This is a genomic window from Erwinia sp. E602 (assembly GCF_018141005.1).
GTDB lineage: Bacteria > Pseudomonadota > Gammaproteobacteria > Enterobacterales > Enterobacteriaceae > Erwinia.
Genome location: NZ_CP046582.1, coordinates 2,344,749 through 2,360,884, shown reverse-complemented (window position 1 = coordinate 2,360,884; position 16,136 = coordinate 2,344,749). Strand labels below are relative to the sequence as shown.

Genomic DNA, 16,136 nt, shown 5'->3' with positions numbered 1-16,136 from the left:
CAAAAGTGTTGGCAACAAGACGTAATTCAGACCGGGTTGAGCGTTGTGGCGCTGCCTGTCATGAGCTGCACTTTTCAACACGGCACAATTTTCGTCAATCGACTTTATGCAGATTTCAGTAGCGCGATCACAAAAAATCAACATAAAGCACCCGGGTGCAAATTTAGCGCCAGCAGGAGAGATGAAACAGATTTTCATAGCAAAAGTTAACGGAAGGTAATGAAAAATAATTGTATTTTTTTATATTCGCTTCGCGACGGCGCCAGATTCGAATGATGCTACCTGCTGCATAGATTCTGCGCCGGGGAAGACAAACGCTTACTTCCTGCTCTGGTCCGACAGGGCTGTTCTGAGTGTGCGCGGTGCCCGCTGGCATGATGTGATGAGAACGCCGGGCAGGGCGAGTTAAGTTGCCCTGCCTCGTGGGGATGGCAGGTACTTTTAAACACCGCGCAATGAATCTTTACGTGACGGTGTCACCTAATCGCGCAATGATGCCATTAAGCGGCTAATCAATAGCTTATTCAGCCCAGGCTGACTATTATGTGCCTGAACTGACCTGCAAATTTTGAGGGTTGGGTTACCCAGCCCGTAAGAGATCTGACATTAACGATGAATGCCCTCAACGATATTGATTTAAAGCAGCTGGAAGCGTTCACCACGGTGATCCAGACCGGCAGCGTCACGGCGGCGGCGCGGGCGTTAAATCGTTCGCAGCCGGCCGTATCAAGGCTGATCCAGGAACTGGAAACGGTGCTCGGCTATCCGCTGTTTATCCGTAACGGCCCGCGCATTCATCCGACGGAACAGGCGCTGCAGCTGCATCAGTACGTGCAAAAGGCGCTGCAGTCGCTGGAGCAGATCCGCCTGCGGGCGCAGGAGATTGGCCACCAGATGGTCAGGCCGCTGGCGGTGGCCGCCACCCCTGCGCTGGCGGCGGGCCTGTTGCCGCTGGCGCTGGCGCGAATGGGGCTGGAGAATAAAGTGCAGATCATCAGCGAAGCCGCGGAGCAGACCACCCACGCGGTGATCAGTGGCCAGGCAGACGTTGGCCTGTGCAGCCTGCCGCTGGAGCATCACGCGGTGGAACTGCACTGGATCGGCCATGCGCGCTGCGTGGTGGCGCTGCCCGCAGACGACGAGCTGGCCGCACAGCCCCGGATCGCGCTGGCCAGCCTTGCCGGCCGGCGGTTGATTGCGCCGTGGAACCCGTTGCGCCTGCGCGGACGTTTCGAGAAAGTGCTGAAAAAACTCAGGGTTCCGGCGCACGAAACGATCGAAACCAACTCCTCGGCCAATATTCTCTCCTGTGTACGCGCCGGGCTGGGGGTGGCGATCCTCGAGCCGGTAACCGCGTGGGGCATGCCGCTGCAGGGCGTCGCCATTCGCGAATTGCAGGAAGAGATCCCCTATTTCTTTGGCGTGATCACCCCGCAGGGGCGCCAGCTGTCGCCAGCGGCCGACCGTCTGATCGCCGCGCTGGCCGAGGCGGCAGAGCAACTGTTGCCTGCTTTTCAGCGCTTACCGGCCAGCGATCACCCGCGGGTAATGCGGATGCTGCATCAGGACGGTTAGCGCGCAGAACCACCCGCAGAACACCGATATTTAACAGCGCTTACGGCTGGCGGCCGAACGGCACGATGCATTTGTCAGCGCGCTGGGAAAACGCGATGAAGAGCAGGGGGTCAGGCCGGTATTTGAACACTGGGAGCTGTCGCGGGAAAATAGGGAGGGGGATGCAAAATTTGCGGGCGTCCCTGCCCGTTGGGCTTATTCGAAGAATACGCCCGGGTTTTCAGACAGCGTGACAAACTCTTTGGTGTCTTTTTCCAGCGCGCGGATCACGCCGGTTTCGATATCATAGACCCAGCCGTGCAGGCGGATCGCCTTATCGCGCAGGCCAACCGCCACCGACGGGTGGGTTTTGATATTGTTCAGCTGGGCGATGACGTTCTCCTGCACCATCGCATTCACTTTCTCTTCTTCCGTGGCGTACTCTTTTTTCTCCACCACGGCCCTGGCCGCGTCGGCATAGTGCAGCCAGTGGGCCACCGCCGGCATCGGATCCAGACACTGACAGGTGGCAATCGCCTTCATTGCGCCGCAGTTAGAGTGGCCGCAAATCACGATATCGGTCACGCCCAGCGCCACGACCGCATACTCGATGGTGGCAGAGACGCCGCCCGGCTCGGGGCCGAAAGAGGGCACGATATTGCCGGCATTACGAATGACAAAAAGCTGTCCCGGATCCTGCTGGGTGACCAGTTCGGGCACCAGACGGCTGTCTGAGCAGGAGATAAACAACGCTTTGGGATTCTGGCTGGAGGCAAGGCTGCGGAACAGCTCTTTCTGGTGCGGAAAAATCTCTTTCTGAAAGTTCAGGAAACCTTCGACAATGTGTTGCATAGTGATATCTCTGTTTTCTCAGTGTTTATAATGACGACATGACAACGATCACAGTTTGACAGTGTAGCACCGGAAAACATAACCGGTCTGCAAAATTGCTACGGCGTTATCTGAAAAAAATTCTCACAGGTTGGTGAACGGGCAGCGGCGAAGCTGCAGGGGGCTGAGCGGCTCAGCGGGGGGCGATATCATTTTTTCTTATGACCCACGCCGTTCCCATCCGGTTCGCCAGCGGGTACTCTCTTGCCACTGAATCCAGGGAGATTTTACAGATGTCTGAGAACACACCTCTGCCAGCCGGTTATTCTGATGTTCCCGCCGGGCACGTTGCCACCGTGGTGACCTGTCTGGAAATGCACACTAAACCGCAACTGAAGGCCGTACCACAGCCTGCCGGCATCAGCCTCGTACGCTTCAGCGGCTGCGATCTGCAGGCCTACCGTCAACTTTTTCGCAAGGTCGGCAGCGACTGGCTGTGGTTTTCGCGGCTGCTGATGTCCGACGAGAAACTGGCGGAGATCCTCCGCAACGACAGCGTGGAAATTTACGTGGTGCGTGACGGCGCTGAGGACACTGGCATGCTTGAGCTGGATTTCAGCCAGCCGCACCAGTGCGAACTGTCGTTCCTTGGCCTGACCGGCGCGGCAACCGGCAAAGGTCTGGGGCGTTGGGTAATGAACCAGGCGATAACCCGCGCGTGGTCAAACCCGATCAACCGCTTCTGGGTGCACACCTGCAGCTTTGACCACCCGGCAGCGCTGAATTTTTACATTCGCTCCGGATTTACCCCTTATGCGTTTCAGGTTGAGGTGAAAGCTGACCCGCGCCTGAGCGGCCACCTGCCTGCTGACGCCGCGCCCCATGTGCCGCTGATTCGTGACTGAACAGGAACGTCCCCCGCTGCTGTTGAGGGTGGGGAGCGTTTTGCTCCTGCCTGCACGCTCTTTACCCCGTTTCCTGCGCGTCGGACCGCTCTTTATTCCCCCAATGCGTCTTTATAATTGTGCCTGCGTTTATCACTGTGCGATTAACTTACTAAACGGACCACCGTGCTGTTTTTGGGTGGAAAGTCCGTAATCAATTGCACAAGGAAATTAATATGAAGAGCTTATTTATCGCCTGCACCATGTTGTTTTCTGCTGCCTGTGGCGCAGCAGTCGCTAACGCGCCTGCAAATCTGCTGGTGTACGCGCAGTCAAAGTCAGAGGGGTCCATGTGGGCGGGGAGTAAGAGTGCGTTTACCAAAACCTTTGACGTGTCTATCGCCAATCCGACTGATCAGGATATCGATCTTGCGACCCTCTGTCTGAGAGCCTATGCGTCAGACACGCAAAGCTTCGGTGTCGATACGGTGGATGATTTGCTGACGAAAGGCTGGCTGAAAAAAGGGAGTACGGTCAGCGGCGTGGTCGTATTTTCCTCGGGCAAGCGGGACGTTTATCAGGCCGCGATGGTCAAGGTTTTTCACGACTGTCCTTAACGGCCGACCGTTGTGGTGATGTTTATCAGTAAAACGTATTGGCCGACTGTGCCTGTGCGGGGTAAAGTCCCTGCCGATCTCTAACGGCTCAGACAGGGAATTCACCGCATGTCGGTCATTACGCACCAGATACCGCCACTCATTATTCGTCCGCTCAGCGCAGCGGACTCATTGCAGGAACTGACCACGCTGCTGCATAGCGCCTATCGGCAGCTCGCGAATCTGGGGCTGAACTATATGGCCGTAAACCAGAGCGTGGCGGTCACCGCCGAACGCGTGGCGCAGGGGCTGTGCCTGATCGCCAGCGAGGAACCCCGTCTGCGCGGCACCATCCTGTTTCGCAATCCACAACAGACCCACGGCTGCGGCTGGTACGATCGCCCGGAAGTGGCCTCAATCGCTCAGTTTGCCGTCGACCCGACCCTGCAGGCGCAGGGGTTAGGGCGGCAACTGCTGCAGGCAGCCGAGGCGCAGGCGCGGCTCAGCGGTGCCACCGAGCTGGCGCTGGATACCGCCGAACCGGCCACGCACCTGGTCAACTGGTACACCCGGCTCGGCTATCGCTTTACCGAACACGTGCAGTGGTCGCATACCAACTACCGCAGCGTGATTCTGAGTAAAGCACTGGTCTGATCAACGCCAACGCGGCTTATGTGTTGACCCACGTTGCTTAACCGCCGATCTCTGTAATTCTGCTTAACGGTTGCGCGCCGACTGGAGGTTGAAAGGGCTGGTTATGGTACGTTTCACGATCAATATCTTGCTGCAGACGGGAATAAATGCGGTTTAATAGCGATACTGTATATTTATACAGTTTAATATTTATTGTGTATAACTCAAAGCAAACCGCGCACGGCTGCCTGCGTAAAAGTTTCACCGTTCTCCACGCCACCGCCTGGCGTTGCCCGGCAAGTGCATCATTATGATGGCTAAAGCGGAACAGCAGCACACGACCGTCAGCATCGATCATCAGCAGCCTTCCGCTGTTAAGAACACTACATTGTTGCTCGTGCAATCATTATGGTTGATAAACTCAATTATCAATCAAAATGGTTGCAAAGCTCGACAGCTCATTGAGTCCTGCTGGGGTTAAAATGCCCACAGCATTCTCATATAATGCAACCAAAATGATTGACAATCGACATTGTAAACCATTATGGTTTACAAAAACGGTATCTGACAGCAAGGGTTGACCTGGATGGGATATTAGATGAGTAAGCTGATCGGCGTGATTACCGGCGACCTGTTTCGTTCAACGGCGGGGCTGACGCGGGGAATAATTTATCAGAGGGTGATGCAGCAGCTGGAGCAGACCATTGTCAGCCATCCGCGTTTTGACGTGGCGGAGATGGAGCTGTTCCGCGGCGACGCTTTTCAAATAACCCTTAACGATCCCTCTACGCTGCCGGAACTGGCGGCCTGGCTGCGGGCCAGCCTGATGGCGCTACCGGAAGAGCAGGACGGCGTGCGCTATGATGCGCGCATGTCGCTGACCATCTTTACCCGCAATCGCTATTCATCGTTCAAAGAGAGCGCTTTTGAACAGGCGCATATCGTTTCCGGACGTAATCTGGAAACCCTCGACAAAAAAAATATGATGGTATTTGGTTCGGATCGGCCAGCGCTGGACGCGCCACTGCGCGCGCTGATCGCGCTGTTGGACCCGCTGCTGACCATGCTTTCGCGCCCGCAGGCAGAGGTGCTGCAGCGGGCCATGGCGGAGATGAAGGTAGATACCACAGCGCTGGCGGCCGCAATGGGCAGCAGTCGTCAGAACGTGCATAAACTGGTGACACGCAGCGGCTGCGAAAACATTATCGCTGCGCTGCTGACCATCGGCGAACATATCAGAATGGAGAGTTAAGATGCAGTACCTGATCATCTGGCTGTTCCTCGTGCATCTGCTGGCCAGTAGCTATTTACCCGGCTGCGGGGTAATGAAACAACGACCTCTTTTATCCCGCAGCGGTCTACGAAACCTGTGTGTCTGTGCGCTGACGCTTATCCTGCTGCTGTGGCTGGCATTTCAGGGCTGGTCGCGCAACAGCGGGGTGGTGATGGCCGCATACTATCCCGATTTTGTGCAGGCCATCGCGACAGTGGTATGTAGCAGTCTCGCAATAAAACTGCTTTTCGGTCTGATGCCGCAATCTTCACCGGTACAGCGTCTGCGGGCAACGGTGAGCGGCCAGCTGCTACAGACTGGCGTGCTACTGTGGGTGACATATGGCTTCCTGCAACCGCAGCTGCTGGTGCCGCTGCCCCCGGCCCCTCAGTCAGACGCCACGCTGATTGCCGATGCGCTTTTACTGCTGGTGGCCATATTATGGCTGCTGCGCCCAGCTTCTCAGCTGGTCAGTGAGTTTCTTGAACTGGCGATGAGCGAAACGCGCATCGGGGAGATCCGCCTGACGCAAAGTCACCTGGCTGAAGTGTTCTACGGCGCGATAAAAAGCCGGATGACGGCGTTACTGGCGCAGCCAGGCTCGCTCAGCGAACAGCAGGTTGATGTGCTGCTGCAGGAGTCGCAGCAGAATCAGCAGCGGGTGGCCGACTCACTGCTGAAAAACCCGCCGCAGACCAACGTCGCGCAGAACTTCCCCTCCAATCAGGCCGGTAAATGGATCGGCTACATTGAAAGAGTAATGATTTTTCTGTTCTTTATTCTCGGGCAATACCCCGCGATTGCGGCGGTGATGGCGATCAAAACGGCATTCCGTTTTAACGATCTTAAAGACGATAACGACAGCCACCGCTCGGAATACATTATGATCGGCACCTTTATCAGCTTTTTTATTACGCTGCTGACCGCTGTGCTGGTACAGCATCTGCTAACCCGCCATGATTTTAATGCTACGGCGGCGGAGTGGCTGAGCCAGCTACTGTAAGCGCTACCCCGCTAAGCCATTTCTCGCGGCTGCAGCTGATAGATCCACGCCACCTCCTGCCCGCCGCCAGCGGTGGTCACCCTGACCTCCACCCGATCGTAGCCATCTTCAAACTCATCCAGCATCGGCCAGTGCGGTTCAAGATGTTCAGACAGGAACAGATAGCCTTCAACGCGCGGCCCCTGATTATCCAGTACGATGCCGGGAAAACCTGCGGCCGCCCCCCAGCCATTCTCATAGAAGGTGCCGGTGACATAGCCCGGCAGCCACTCGCCGCCGATATTTTCCAGAATATGGGCATTCGAACGCCCCGGACATAACGTCCCGTAGACAAACAGTTTTTTCATTTTTTTCCGATCGACTTTCTGATGTTGGTCATTTTTACGCGTAAAAAAGCCAGGCAGCCACAACTCACCGGCGCAACCTGCCTGCCGTCAGCGGTCTTTTGCCACCGTCAATGATAAGACCTGAGTCTGCCACAGAATAGCCTGGAGAAAGGACGCGGGAAACATTTCAGATCGGATGCCTGCCCCGGAGCCATCCGCCGGAAGCACGACGCCAGCGGAAGCCGGGTAAAGGGGGCTATCAGTCATGATGATGACAGGCTATTTAGCAACGTAGTGCAGCCGGCCCGCTATATCACCCTTACCGCCGTCCTGCGGATGGTTTATGCCGTCGGCGACGTCAACCACCGCAAAATCAAACGGTGAGATCCCCTCAATGCAGGCCACGTTTACCGCATACTGCTGAGGATTCGATCGCCGCTGGTGGAAGGTGTAGATCCCGCAGACCTTACAAAAGTAGTGCGCCACCATCCGGGTGTTAAAACGGTATTCGCTAAGCTGTGGGTTCTCCTTCAGCGTCTCAAGTTCGGGCAGGCGGGCAGGGACCACCACCGCGCCGCGCATGCGGCAGAACGAGCAGTTACAGCGGCGCACGCCGTTAAATCCGTCAATCAGTTCAACGTTAAAGCTGATGGCTCCGCAGTGGCAGCGGGCCGCAAGCAGACTGGTCATTAATCCTCCTGAATTTTATGACAGAGAGCGTATCATCCGGCGGTGACAGCGGCATGACAACCCGCCTGCACAGGGCTCATATCCTGGCCCTAATTTAGCTATCTTTGAAATCAGGGCAGGCCATTGTTAACATCGAAAAGCGTAAGTAGCGATCGCCTGGACCGTTCGGCTCAGCCCCGTTAATAGTCGCCGGTCGCATGACTGATAAAGCCGTTAATCTCTGATGCCGAAAGGGGGCCTGGTCGGCTACAATCAGCGCTGTACTGCTGGTGGACCATTCAGGCCAGCGAGGGATCGAAACGTTAACTTTGAGAGCTTTTTATGACCAATGCAATACCGCTGAAATATTATGACATCGTGGATGAGTACGCGACGGAAACCGCACACCCGGTGGCCGATGCCGAACGCGATCCGCTGGCGCGCTATTTCCAGCTGCTAATCGAACGTTTGACCAACAACGAAGAGATCGATGAACAGGCGCAGCAGGATATGGCCGTTGAAACGGGTATCGCAGAGCAGCGTATCGACGATATCGCTAACTTCCTCAATCAGTGGGGCAATGAGTAACGCCGGCTGAGGCTCTGCCGGTACGACGTGTGCCGGCAGCGCTGGTGGGCAGGGTATTCAGCAGGACCACAAGCGGTAATGCCTCAACCCTGTGGCACCGTGTGTCGGTCAGATCCACCTGACCTTATTCCATCGAACAATGACCTGCGGGCCACTCACGGCCGTTCGGCAGCTTTTTTATACTCTGCACTCAACCTTAAGGCCGTCCGCCGTGCCTTTACCGATGGAGTGCACCATGAAACTGACCCAAATTCGTAACGCAACACTGAAGCTGGATTATGCCGGCAGCCGCTTTCTTATCGATCCTATGCTGTCAGATAAAGAGGCCTGGCCCGGTTTCCCCGGCACGGCCCGTAGCCACCTGCGTAACCCGATGGTGCCGTTACCGGTATCCGTGGCAGAGCTGCTGGATGTGGATGCGATTATTATCACCCATACTCATCAGGATCACTGGGACGAAGCGGCGCAGCAACAGATCCCCAAAGACCGGCCGATCTATACCCAGAATGACCATGATGCCGCGCTGCTTCGCGCACAGGGGTTTACCGCGGTAAGTGCGCTGTCCGATATAACCAGGATTGCCGGAATAACGATCGATAAAACGGACGGCCAGCACGGCAGCGATGACGCCTACGCTATCCCCGAGGTGGCCGAACGGCTGGGTGACGCCTGCGGGCTGGTGTTTTCACACCCGGAGGAAAAAACGCTCTACGTCGCCGGTGATACCGTCTGGGTTCCCGCTTACGCGGAGAGTCTGCATCGCCATCAGCCTGATGTGGTGGTGCTGAATATCGGCTTTGCCCATGTGGACGGGATCGGTGCGATTATCATGGGCAAGCAGGACGCGGTACGCACGCTGAAGGTACTGCCTGCCGCCATCGTCGTGGCCTCACATATGGAAGCAGTTAACCACTGCCTGCTGACCCGAGCTGAACTTCGGCACTATGCGGCTGAACAGGGCGTTGCCGATCGAGTGCTGGTGCCGGAAGACGGTGAAACGCTGATCTTCTGAAAGACCTGATACCCTCAGGCGCAGGGCAATGGCATCCGGTTGCCAGGCGATGTCGCCAGCGTGGCAGCCCGCAGTTTACAACAGTATAAGGATCTGAACGATGTCCGCTCTGCGGGTTGTAGTGATTGCCACTCACGGGTTCAGCCCGTTTCATTTTTCGGTGCCGTCAATGGTCTTTGATAAGGCTATGCCGGAGCCTGGCCTGTTTCGGGTGGATATCTGTGCTGAGCAGCCAGGGCGGGTGGAATCGGACATCGGCATGTCGCTTAACGTGGCGCACGGGCTTGAGCTGCTTAACACGGCGGACATTATTATCGTACCGTTCTGGGAACATCCTGCCACTGAACCCTCACCGGAGCTGCTTGCGGCACTGCGTACGGCCTGGCAGCGTGGTGCGGAAGTGGCCGGATTATGCCTGGGGGCGTACGTCCTTGCCTATGCCGGGCTGCTGAACAACCGCCGAGCCTCCACGCACTGGGAGTATGAGCGCGATTTTGCCGGACGTTTCCCGCATATCCGTCTGGACAGCAACGCGCTCTATACCCGTGACGAACGCCTGATTACCTCGGCCGGAACGGCGGCAGGGATCGACTGCTGCCTGCATATCGTGCGTGAAAAATATGGCGCAGCGCTGGCTAACCGCGTCGCCCGCAGAATGGTCGTCCCGCCTTATCGCGAAGGCGGTCAGGCTCAGTTTATCGAGCGGGTGATACCGGAAACCACCCGTGACGCGCAGATCAACGAACTGATCGCGTTACTGCGGCGCAGCCTGGAAAAACGGCACGATATTGACTCGCTGGCCGCTGCCGTCGGCATGAGCCGACGTACGCTGACCCGGCACTTCAGCAAAGCCACCGGTATGACGATTGGGGAGTGGCTCAGTGCCGAGCGCCTGCAGCGGAGCCAGGAGCTGCTGGAAACCACCGATCACAGCATTGAACGGATCGCCTTACTGGCAGGCTATCAGTCGCCCGTATCGTTCAGGCAGAGTTTTAAAGCACATTTTAATGTCAGCCCCAGCGAGTGGCGCCGTACCTTTCGCGGGCCCGGCCACCGGATGTCGTGCGCATCAGCCTGATAGGGACGACTGCCGCCGTACCGCTTGAGTCAGCGGGCTGCTGGTCGCTCAGGGTTATTGGAACCTCATAAAATGCCCTTCAGGGCCAGGTGATAAAGCAACATAATGGTTTTACCATCAACGATCTGACCGCTGTCGACGGCGGCCAGCGCCTCGACGAGGGTCAACTCCAGCACTTCGATATCTTCGCCCTCGGCTTCAATGCCGCCGCCCGCCGTTGCCCGATCGGCAGCCGCATATTCAGCGATATAGAAGTAGAGCTTTTCCGTTACCGAGCCCGGGCTCATAAAGGCTTCGAACACCTTCTGCACCTGTGAAACGCGGTATCCGGTCTCTTCCTCGGCTTCCGCCTTAATGCGGCTTTCGGGGTCCATATTGTCGAGCAGGCCCGCTGCGGTCTCAATCAGATAGCCATCGTGACCGTTGATAAACACCGGAAAACGAAACTGGCGGGTCAGGATCACCGTTTTCCGCTCGCGGTTGTAAAGCAGCACCGTCGCCCCGTTGCCGCGGTCGTAAACTTCGCGATTCTGGCGCTGCCACTCGCCGCTGCGCCGCTGAAGTTCAAAGGTATATTTTTTAAGTGAATACCAGTCGTCAGACAGGATCCTGCTGTCGACGATCCGTATTTCTGCACGTTTTGATTGCATGATAAGGCCTCTGACCGTAGAGTAACCATAATAAACAGCATTATCGTGCATGCTCAAGAAAAATCGTGCAACATCAGGAATGATTTATGCTCACCAGTCAACGCAAACAACATATACTTGAACAATTGGCGGCCGATGGGCAGGTACTGTCGAAAGATCTGAGCGCCCGCTTTGCCGTCTCAGAGGACACCATCCGCCGGGACTTGCGCGAGCTGGCAGCAGAAGGGCACCTGCAACGCGTTCACGGTGGTGCTTTGCCCTCGTCGACGGCGGTTGCCACCTTTACGGAACGTAAGTCATTAAAAACCAGTGCAAAAAAGAGGGTGGCATTGCGAGGGGCGCAGCTGATTTCCGCCGGGCAGGTGGTGATTATTGACGGCGGCACCACCACCTCAGAGCTGATCGGCTATCTGCCGCACGACCTGCAGATTACCGTGGTCACGCACAGCCCGAGCATCGCGCTGGGGCTGATCGACCATCCACTGATTGAGGTGATTCTGATTGGAGGACGGCTCTACAAGCACTCAATCGTCACCGTGGGAAGCACCGCTATTGAAGGGATCAACGCGATTCATGCCGATATTTTCTTTATGGGCGTCACCGGTATTCATCCCGAAGCGGGCTTAACCACCGGTGATTACGAAGAATCGTGCATCAAACGTGCATTTTCCGGCAGAGCGGCGGAAACCGTGGTGCTGCTCTCCCCGGAGAAGATCAACACCGCCTCGCCGTTTGTGATCGGCGGCCTCGGGCTGATCGACACCGTGGTGGTGGATGACGGAGTGGATGAGCAGTGGATCAGCAGCATAGAAGAGAAGGGCGTTACGGTAGTGAAAGCGTAGGGGACTCAAACCTCCTGACAGGGAAAATGGAGCGAAACATGCGAAAGATCATCATTTCCGACTACGATCCGCAATGGCCTGATTTATTTGAGGCCGAAAGCAAGCTGTTGCAGGAAACGCTTGGCGCTATCATTTTGCATGTTCATCACATTGGTAGTACGGCAGTGCCAGGCCTGGCAGCAAAACCCGTCATCGATATACTGCTGGAAGTGGCCAGCCTAAGTGAACTCGATAAACATAACGCGGCAATGGAGCACATTGGATACGCTGTGCGAGGTGAAAATGGGATCTGCGATCGCAGATATTTCACTAAAGGTGGCGAGCGGCGTAGTCACCATGTCCATGCCTTCATAATGGGCGATCTGCAAATCCTTAAACATCTGGCGTTCCGTGATTATCTCATTGCAAACAGTCAGGTAGCCAATCGCTATGCCGGGATTAAACGCGCGATAGCCTTAGCAAACCGTAATAACTGCCATCAATATAGTATGCTGAAGGCGGAGTTTATTGAAAACCACCTTAAAGAAGCGGCCATGCTGGTTAAGGCACGTAAGGCGGTACTGGACAGCGGTGACTGACCTTACGACCATCTGCTCGATCTGGCCGCCAGGTTGGATGTGCTGATTGTGCCGGGCAGGGAATATTAGTTGTACTTGATCACGTACATGTACCATGCTGGGACATTAACTGATGGGAGCTAACAATACAGACGCCGGTCAATCACGTCCTGAAGGATCCTGAGTCGGTTCACATCGTTCATCGAGAAAAACTCCGTTCCGTATGCCGTCATGAGTCTCATCCTTTGAAAGCAGCGATCGCTGTGGTGAGACTGTAGCGCGGACATGTCTATTTGGTCAGAGACGGACATCTGAATTTGGCTACTACATTTCTAGTACGCATAATGTATATTATGTTAAATTGAGTATCAACCTGGCGATACCCATTCAGGCTCAGCCCTGACCTGCCTTTCCCCAGCCAGATCGTCGTTATTATGCTGTAGTGCTCTGTTATTATGCTGTAGTGCTCTTATGAAACCTGACCTGCCTAAACGGCCAGGCGATGAACATCAGATATTCCGGCGCCGTGCCGGCTTCTGTCAGTCATCAGCACCAGCGCCTACCTTCCGGATTCAACGTCTGGCGTTTGCGGTGGTTCAACCCTCCTCACTCAACGCCTTACTCATCCGGTAGTTCACAAAGGTTTCTCCTCTCACTTCCACCTGCTGCTGTTCCAGCACCTGATAACCGCGGCCAAGATAAAACGGCTGCGCGGTAATGCTGCCGTGCGTGGTGACCTGTTTAATACCTTGCTGCCTCAGATCGCTTTCGAGGCGATCGGCCAGCCGCGTTGCCACGCCGCGGCGCGGAAAATCCGGATGGGTAAACAGCAAATCGAGATACCCGTCTGGCTCAGTACGGCTGAATCCGGCAATTCTCTCACCGATAATCGCCAACAGGATCTGCCCGCTGCTCATCATTCGCTGCCAGCGTTCGCGGTCGCAGGTCGACCAGGCCGCAATCTGGCCAGGAGTGTAATCACCGGCGGCCAGCTGCCTGACCGATGCCTGGTAAAGAGTGATAATCTGCTCCAGGTCCTCTGGCAGGTAAGGCCTGAGTACGATTTCATTGCAATTCATCTGTAACCTCATGATTATAAACAATACACTCCTGCTGATCGCGCTACGTGAAATCTGCAAAAACATCAGGGTAATGATACTGCAGATTTCACACAGCGCAGGCAAAATCTGGTCGCAGAAATTGTCTTAACCCGCTCGCCGGCCTCTACGATAACGCATTCAGCACTATCCCGATCGGGATTAATCACGTTCTTACCCCACAACGTGATTATGGATCCCTGCCCGACCGCGCAATCCTCACTCGGTGAGTCAATTAACTCTTATAATCGACTCGTTTTATGAGTAAAATAAGATTTTAATCGACTCATAAAGTGAGGCGAATAACCCTTCTAATTGACTCAGGAGCACAGCATGTGGATTTGGCAGCAGGAAAACTGGCCGGCGTTTGGCTGGGATCGCCAGCAGCTCGATCCGCTGCTGCGTGACGTACGGTTTCTGCAGGGAAAACTCTACGGTAGCAGCCTGCTGCTGGATACCACAACCAGTACGCTGGATAACGTGCTGGCCAATATCCTTTATTCCAGTGATATCGAGGGCGAAAAGCTCAACGCCCGTTCGGTACGTTCATCGCTGGCGCTGCACCTGGGTGTGGATAACGAGCTGGCCTGGCCGGTGGATCAGAAAACTGAAGGTCTGGTCGCCTCGGCGCTGGACGCCATCGAAAACCTTGACCAGCCGCTGACTCGTGAACGCCTGCTGCACTGGCACGCCCTGCTCTTTCCGGATGGCGCGGCGCTGTTTCATCCGATCGCCGGCGGGCAGTTTCGCAGCGGCCCGGTGCAGGTCGTTTCCGGCCGGCTGGATAAACCGCTGGTTCACTTTGAAGGCCCGGCGAGTGAAGCGGTGGACGGTGAGGTCGACGCTTTCCTCCGCTGGTTTAACACCAGCGGCGACGATCGGCAGATCGATCCGCTGCTGCGCGCCGGCATCGCCCACCTGTGGTTCTTAACCCTGCATCCGTTTGAAGACGGCAACGGCCGCATCGGTAGGCTGATCATGGACCTGGCGCTGGCGCAGGCCGAGCGCAATACGGTACGGCTGTATGCGATGTCGCGCACCATCAATACCCACCGCCGGGACTATTATCAGGTGCTGGAACAGACGCAGCGTGGCGAACTGGAGATCACCGGCTGGCTCAGCTGGTTTATCGATATGCTGAAAGCCTCGATCGAAGAGACGCTGACGGTGATTGAGCAAACGGTGTTTAAAACCCGCTACTGGCAGCGCTTCGGGCGGTCGGCGTTAGGCGGTGAACAGGTTAAGGTGCTGAACCGCCTGCTCGACGGAGACTTTAGCGACGGGATTAACAACAGCCAGTATAAAGCGGTGGCCAGAGTCAGCCGCGCCACCGCCACCCGTCATCTGGCCCAGCTGGTTGAGCTGGGCTACCTGGTCGTTAACCCCGGTGGCGGGCGCAGCACCCGTTACAGCCTTCCAGCGCTAAAACAGTAAAGCATGCAGCACCGAACGTAGCGCAATACCGATCAGCGCGCCGGGCAGCGCAAAGCGGAACAGACGCACAAAGCGGCTGGCGATGCCGAGGTAAATACCAATGCCGGGCAGATCCAGCGTCTGCACCATAAAGCCGGCCGAGGCGTTGATCTGCTGCGGAGTTAACAGGCCGCGCTGCAGCAGGTCGGATGCCACGCCAAAATACGCGGTGCCGCCGGCCAGGCACTTGGTCAGCGCCGGTAACACGTAGACGTCGGAAATACTTACCGCGGCCAGCAGCGGCGAAATCAGACGGGTAAGCAGATCGATAGCGCCCGCCTCTTTCAGAATGCCGACGATGGTCAGCGACAGGATCAGCATCGGCACCGAACCGAGCGACAGACGAATGGCGTCCGAGCCTGCACCGTTAATAATGGCGATCGCCCCGCTGGATGACTTGTCCTCAACCGGCATGGTCTCCGGCAGCAACGATTTAACCGATAAGCGCCGGCCAGACAGATACCAGGTCACCGCCGACGCGGCCAGCCCGCCGGCCACTGAGATCCCAATCGCCGCGCCCCACTGCAGCCCGAACGGGATCAGCGGATAGAACACGTTACCCTGCCCCATGGCAAACAGCATCGCCAGGGTAGCGGCCAGATGGCGATCGGAGGTACCGCGTTTTTCCATAATCGCCAGCGCCGCCAGCGGTGCGGCAAAGCTGACGAAGTTAAGCTGGATCAGCGCGAAAATGCCCAATCCGGTAATGCCAAAAGGTTTTAACAGCGGGCTGAGCAGCGCCACGATGCGATCGAGTATCCCGCGTGCTTCCAGATACTTCATAATAATCAGCATCACTACCATAACCGGGATCAGCGTGTAGAGCGCCACGTCAACCGAGGCCTTGCCCGCCGCCATGATGATCCCAATGATATCCATTCCCTGCTCCGTAAGGTTGAGTAAAGTTTCGCTTAGCTTATCGCATTTTTTGCCTCTGCCAATGCTTAAGGCTGGTTGGCAGAGAAATAATTTGCTGAGTAATCATTTGCATAAAGCAGTATTAACGGCAGAATGTAAGCAAGAGTGTGGAATCGTTTCTGACTAATCACCACGCTGGCGCTTAACAACGT

The 16,136-nt window shown here is 56.2% G+C and carries 18 protein-coding genes and 1 pseudogene; 12 read left to right on the top strand and 7 right to left on the bottom strand.

Annotated elements, in window-relative coordinates; translation table 11 throughout:
* The first annotated feature begins 612 nt into the window (after positions 1-612).
* Complete coding sequence (locus tag GKQ23_RS12160) at positions 613-1,575, top strand: LysR family transcriptional regulator (protein ID WP_056237976.1); 963 nt, start codon at positions 613-615, stop codon at positions 1,573-1,575.
* 195 nt (positions 1,576-1,770) lie between these two features.
* On the opposite strand, the gene GKQ23_RS12155 is transcribed toward GKQ23_RS12160, so the two are convergent.
* Entirely contained in the window at positions 1,771-2,406 is a 636-nt protein-coding gene (locus GKQ23_RS12155; RefSeq protein WP_056237973.1) for a carbonic anhydrase, read from the bottom strand.
* Between the two features lie 272 nt (positions 2,407-2,678).
* Here GKQ23_RS12155 and GKQ23_RS12150 point away from each other — a divergent pair, with 272 nt between their 5' ends.
* From GKQ23_RS12150 to GKQ23_RS12140, 3 genes are all read left to right on the top strand, one after another.
* Positions 2,679-3,290, top strand: a complete 612-nt coding sequence (locus GKQ23_RS12150) for a GNAT family N-acetyltransferase (protein ID WP_212411396.1) — start codon at positions 2,679-2,681, stop codon at positions 3,288-3,290.
* 215 nt (positions 3,291-3,505) lie between these two features.
* The gene (locus GKQ23_RS12145) at positions 3,506-3,886 is read left to right on the top strand and encodes a DUF4354 family protein (protein ID WP_212411394.1); all 381 of its coding nucleotides are present in this window, start codon (positions 3,506-3,508) and stop codon (positions 3,884-3,886) included.
* A gap of 108 nt (positions 3,887-3,994) precedes the next feature.
* Positions 3,995-4,519 carry a GNAT family N-acetyltransferase gene (locus GKQ23_RS12140; RefSeq protein WP_212411392.1) on the top strand — a complete coding sequence of 175 codons (525 nt, stop codon included), beginning with the start codon at positions 3,995-3,997 and terminating at the stop codon, positions 4,517-4,519.
* A gap of 209 nt (positions 4,520-4,728) precedes the next feature.
* On the opposite strand, the pseudogene GKQ23_RS12135 reads toward GKQ23_RS12140, so the two are convergent.
* Positions 4,729-4,856 (bottom strand): annotated as a pseudogene (locus tag GKQ23_RS12135) (NUDIX domain-containing protein); the annotation flags it as partial.
* A 240-nt stretch (positions 4,857-5,096) separates the two neighbouring features.
* On the opposite strand from GKQ23_RS12135, the gene GKQ23_RS12130 reads away from it, so the two are divergent.
* Both GKQ23_RS12130 and GKQ23_RS12125 read left to right on the top strand, forming a co-directional pair.
* Positions 5,097-5,750 (top strand): hypothetical protein, encoded by a 654-nt coding sequence (locus GKQ23_RS12130; protein WP_056237963.1) that lies wholly within the window; start codon positions 5,097-5,099, stop codon positions 5,748-5,750.
* Position 5,751: 1 nt separating this feature from the next.
* The gene (locus tag GKQ23_RS12125) at positions 5,752-6,774 is read left to right on the top strand and encodes a hypothetical protein (RefSeq protein WP_212411390.1); all 1,023 of its coding nucleotides are present in this window, start codon (positions 5,752-5,754) and stop codon (positions 6,772-6,774) included.
* A gap of 11 nt (positions 6,775-6,785) precedes the next feature.
* Here the strand turns inward: GKQ23_RS12125 and GKQ23_RS12120 are convergent, their stop codons facing one another.
* Positions 6,786-7,121 carry a gamma-glutamylcyclotransferase family protein gene (locus GKQ23_RS12120; protein WP_056237957.1) on the bottom strand — a complete coding sequence of 112 codons (336 nt, stop codon included), beginning with the start codon at positions 7,119-7,121 and terminating at the stop codon, positions 6,786-6,788.
* A 258-nt stretch (positions 7,122-7,379) separates the two neighbouring features.
* On the bottom strand, positions 7,380-7,790 hold the full coding sequence (locus tag GKQ23_RS12115) for a GFA family protein (RefSeq protein WP_212411388.1): 411 nt from the start codon (positions 7,788-7,790) through the stop codon (positions 7,380-7,382).
* 321 nt (positions 7,791-8,111) lie between these two features.
* Between GKQ23_RS12115 and GKQ23_RS12110 the strand changes: the two genes are divergently transcribed.
* The 3 genes from GKQ23_RS12110 (at position 8,112) to GKQ23_RS12100 (ending at position 10,447) form a co-directional block, all read left to right on the top strand.
* Positions 8,112-8,357, top strand: coding sequence for a YmjA family protein (locus GKQ23_RS12110; RefSeq protein WP_212411386.1), 246 nt, complete (start codon positions 8,112-8,114; stop codon positions 8,355-8,357).
* Between the two features lie 235 nt (positions 8,358-8,592).
* Positions 8,593-9,369 carry an MBL fold metallo-hydrolase gene (locus GKQ23_RS12105; RefSeq protein ID WP_056237947.1) on the top strand — a complete coding sequence of 259 codons (777 nt, stop codon included), beginning with the start codon at positions 8,593-8,595 and terminating at the stop codon, positions 9,367-9,369.
* Positions 9,370-9,469: 100 nt separating this feature from the next.
* Entirely contained in the window at positions 9,470-10,447 is a 978-nt protein-coding gene (locus GKQ23_RS12100) for a GlxA family transcriptional regulator (protein ID WP_212411384.1), read from the top strand.
* Between the two features lie 65 nt (positions 10,448-10,512).
* Here GKQ23_RS12100 and GKQ23_RS12095 read toward each other — a convergent pair whose 3' ends face one another.
* Positions 10,513-11,097, bottom strand: a complete 585-nt coding sequence (locus GKQ23_RS12095) for an NUDIX domain-containing protein (RefSeq protein ID WP_056237935.1) — start codon at positions 11,095-11,097, stop codon at positions 10,513-10,515.
* 86 nt (positions 11,098-11,183) lie between these two features.
* Between GKQ23_RS12095 and GKQ23_RS12090 the strand changes: the two genes are divergently transcribed.
* Together GKQ23_RS12090 and GKQ23_RS12085 are read left to right on the top strand one after the other, a co-directional pair.
* Entirely contained in the window at positions 11,184-11,939 is a 756-nt protein-coding gene (locus GKQ23_RS12090; protein WP_101505688.1) for a DeoR/GlpR family DNA-binding transcription regulator, read from the top strand.
* Positions 11,940-11,977: 38 nt separating this feature from the next.
* Complete coding sequence (locus tag GKQ23_RS12085) at positions 11,978-12,517, top strand: GrpB family protein (protein WP_212411382.1); 540 nt, start codon at positions 11,978-11,980, stop codon at positions 12,515-12,517.
* Positions 12,518-13,092: 575 nt separating this feature from the next.
* On the opposite strand, the gene GKQ23_RS12080 is transcribed toward GKQ23_RS12085, so the two are convergent.
* Positions 13,093-13,575 carry a GNAT family N-acetyltransferase gene (locus GKQ23_RS12080; RefSeq protein WP_212411380.1) on the bottom strand — a complete coding sequence of 161 codons (483 nt, stop codon included), beginning with the start codon at positions 13,573-13,575 and terminating at the stop codon, positions 13,093-13,095.
* Positions 13,576-13,926: 351 nt separating this feature from the next.
* Between GKQ23_RS12080 and GKQ23_RS12075 the strand changes: the two genes are divergently transcribed.
* A complete protein-coding gene (locus tag GKQ23_RS12075; RefSeq protein WP_056241232.1) occupies positions 13,927-15,027 on the top strand; it encodes a Fic family protein in 1,101 nt (366 codons plus the stop codon).
* On the opposite strand, the gene GKQ23_RS12070 is transcribed toward GKQ23_RS12075, so the two are convergent.
* Positions 15,016-15,945, bottom strand: coding sequence for a nucleoside recognition domain-containing protein (locus GKQ23_RS12070; protein WP_101505683.1), 930 nt, complete (start codon positions 15,943-15,945; stop codon positions 15,016-15,018). The genes GKQ23_RS12075 and GKQ23_RS12070 overlap by 12 nt on opposite strands.
* Positions 15,946-16,136 lie beyond the last annotated feature (191 nt).

Excerpts from the sequence above, each read along its gene's own strand:
- GKQ23_RS12160 (WP_056237976.1), top strand. The coding sequence starts at position 613 with ATGAATGCCCTCAACGATATTGATTTAAAGCAGCTGGAAGCGTTCACC.
- GKQ23_RS12155 (WP_056237973.1), bottom strand. The coding sequence starts at position 2,406 with ATGCAACACATTGTCGAAGGTTTCCTGAACTTTCAGAAAGAGATTTTT.
- GKQ23_RS12150 (WP_212411396.1), top strand. The coding sequence starts at position 2,679 with ATGTCTGAGAACACACCTCTGCCAGCCGGTTATTCTGATGTTCCCGCC.
- GKQ23_RS12145 (WP_212411394.1), top strand. The coding sequence starts at position 3,506 with ATGAAGAGCTTATTTATCGCCTGCACCATGTTGTTTTCTGCTGCCTGT.
- GKQ23_RS12140 (WP_212411392.1), top strand. The coding sequence starts at position 3,995 with ATGTCGGTCATTACGCACCAGATACCGCCACTCATTATTCGTCCGCTC.
- GKQ23_RS12130 (WP_056237963.1), top strand. The coding sequence starts at position 5,097 with ATGAGTAAGCTGATCGGCGTGATTACCGGCGACCTGTTTCGTTCAACG.
- GKQ23_RS12125 (WP_212411390.1), top strand. The coding sequence starts at position 5,752 with ATGCAGTACCTGATCATCTGGCTGTTCCTCGTGCATCTGCTGGCCAGT.
- GKQ23_RS12120 (WP_056237957.1), bottom strand. The coding sequence starts at position 7,121 with ATGAAAAAACTGTTTGTCTACGGGACGTTATGTCCGGGGCGTTCGAAT.
- GKQ23_RS12115 (WP_212411388.1), bottom strand. The coding sequence starts at position 7,790 with ATGACCAGTCTGCTTGCGGCCCGCTGCCACTGCGGAGCCATCAGCTTT.
- GKQ23_RS12110 (WP_212411386.1), top strand. The coding sequence starts at position 8,112 with ATGACCAATGCAATACCGCTGAAATATTATGACATCGTGGATGAGTAC.
- GKQ23_RS12105 (WP_056237947.1), top strand. The coding sequence starts at position 8,593 with ATGAAACTGACCCAAATTCGTAACGCAACACTGAAGCTGGATTATGCC.
- GKQ23_RS12100 (WP_212411384.1), top strand. The coding sequence starts at position 9,470 with ATGTCCGCTCTGCGGGTTGTAGTGATTGCCACTCACGGGTTCAGCCCG.
- GKQ23_RS12095 (WP_056237935.1), bottom strand. The coding sequence starts at position 11,097 with ATGCAATCAAAACGTGCAGAAATACGGATCGTCGACAGCAGGATCCTG.
- GKQ23_RS12090 (WP_101505688.1), top strand. The coding sequence starts at position 11,184 with ATGCTCACCAGTCAACGCAAACAACATATACTTGAACAATTGGCGGCC.
- GKQ23_RS12085 (WP_212411382.1), top strand. The coding sequence starts at position 11,978 with ATGCGAAAGATCATCATTTCCGACTACGATCCGCAATGGCCTGATTTA.
- GKQ23_RS12080 (WP_212411380.1), bottom strand. The coding sequence starts at position 13,575 with ATGAATTGCAATGAAATCGTACTCAGGCCTTACCTGCCAGAGGACCTG.
- GKQ23_RS12075 (WP_056241232.1), top strand. The coding sequence starts at position 13,927 with ATGTGGATTTGGCAGCAGGAAAACTGGCCGGCGTTTGGCTGGGATCGC.
- GKQ23_RS12070 (WP_101505683.1), bottom strand. The coding sequence starts at position 15,945 with ATGGATATCATTGGGATCATCATGGCGGCGGGCAAGGCCTCGGTTGAC.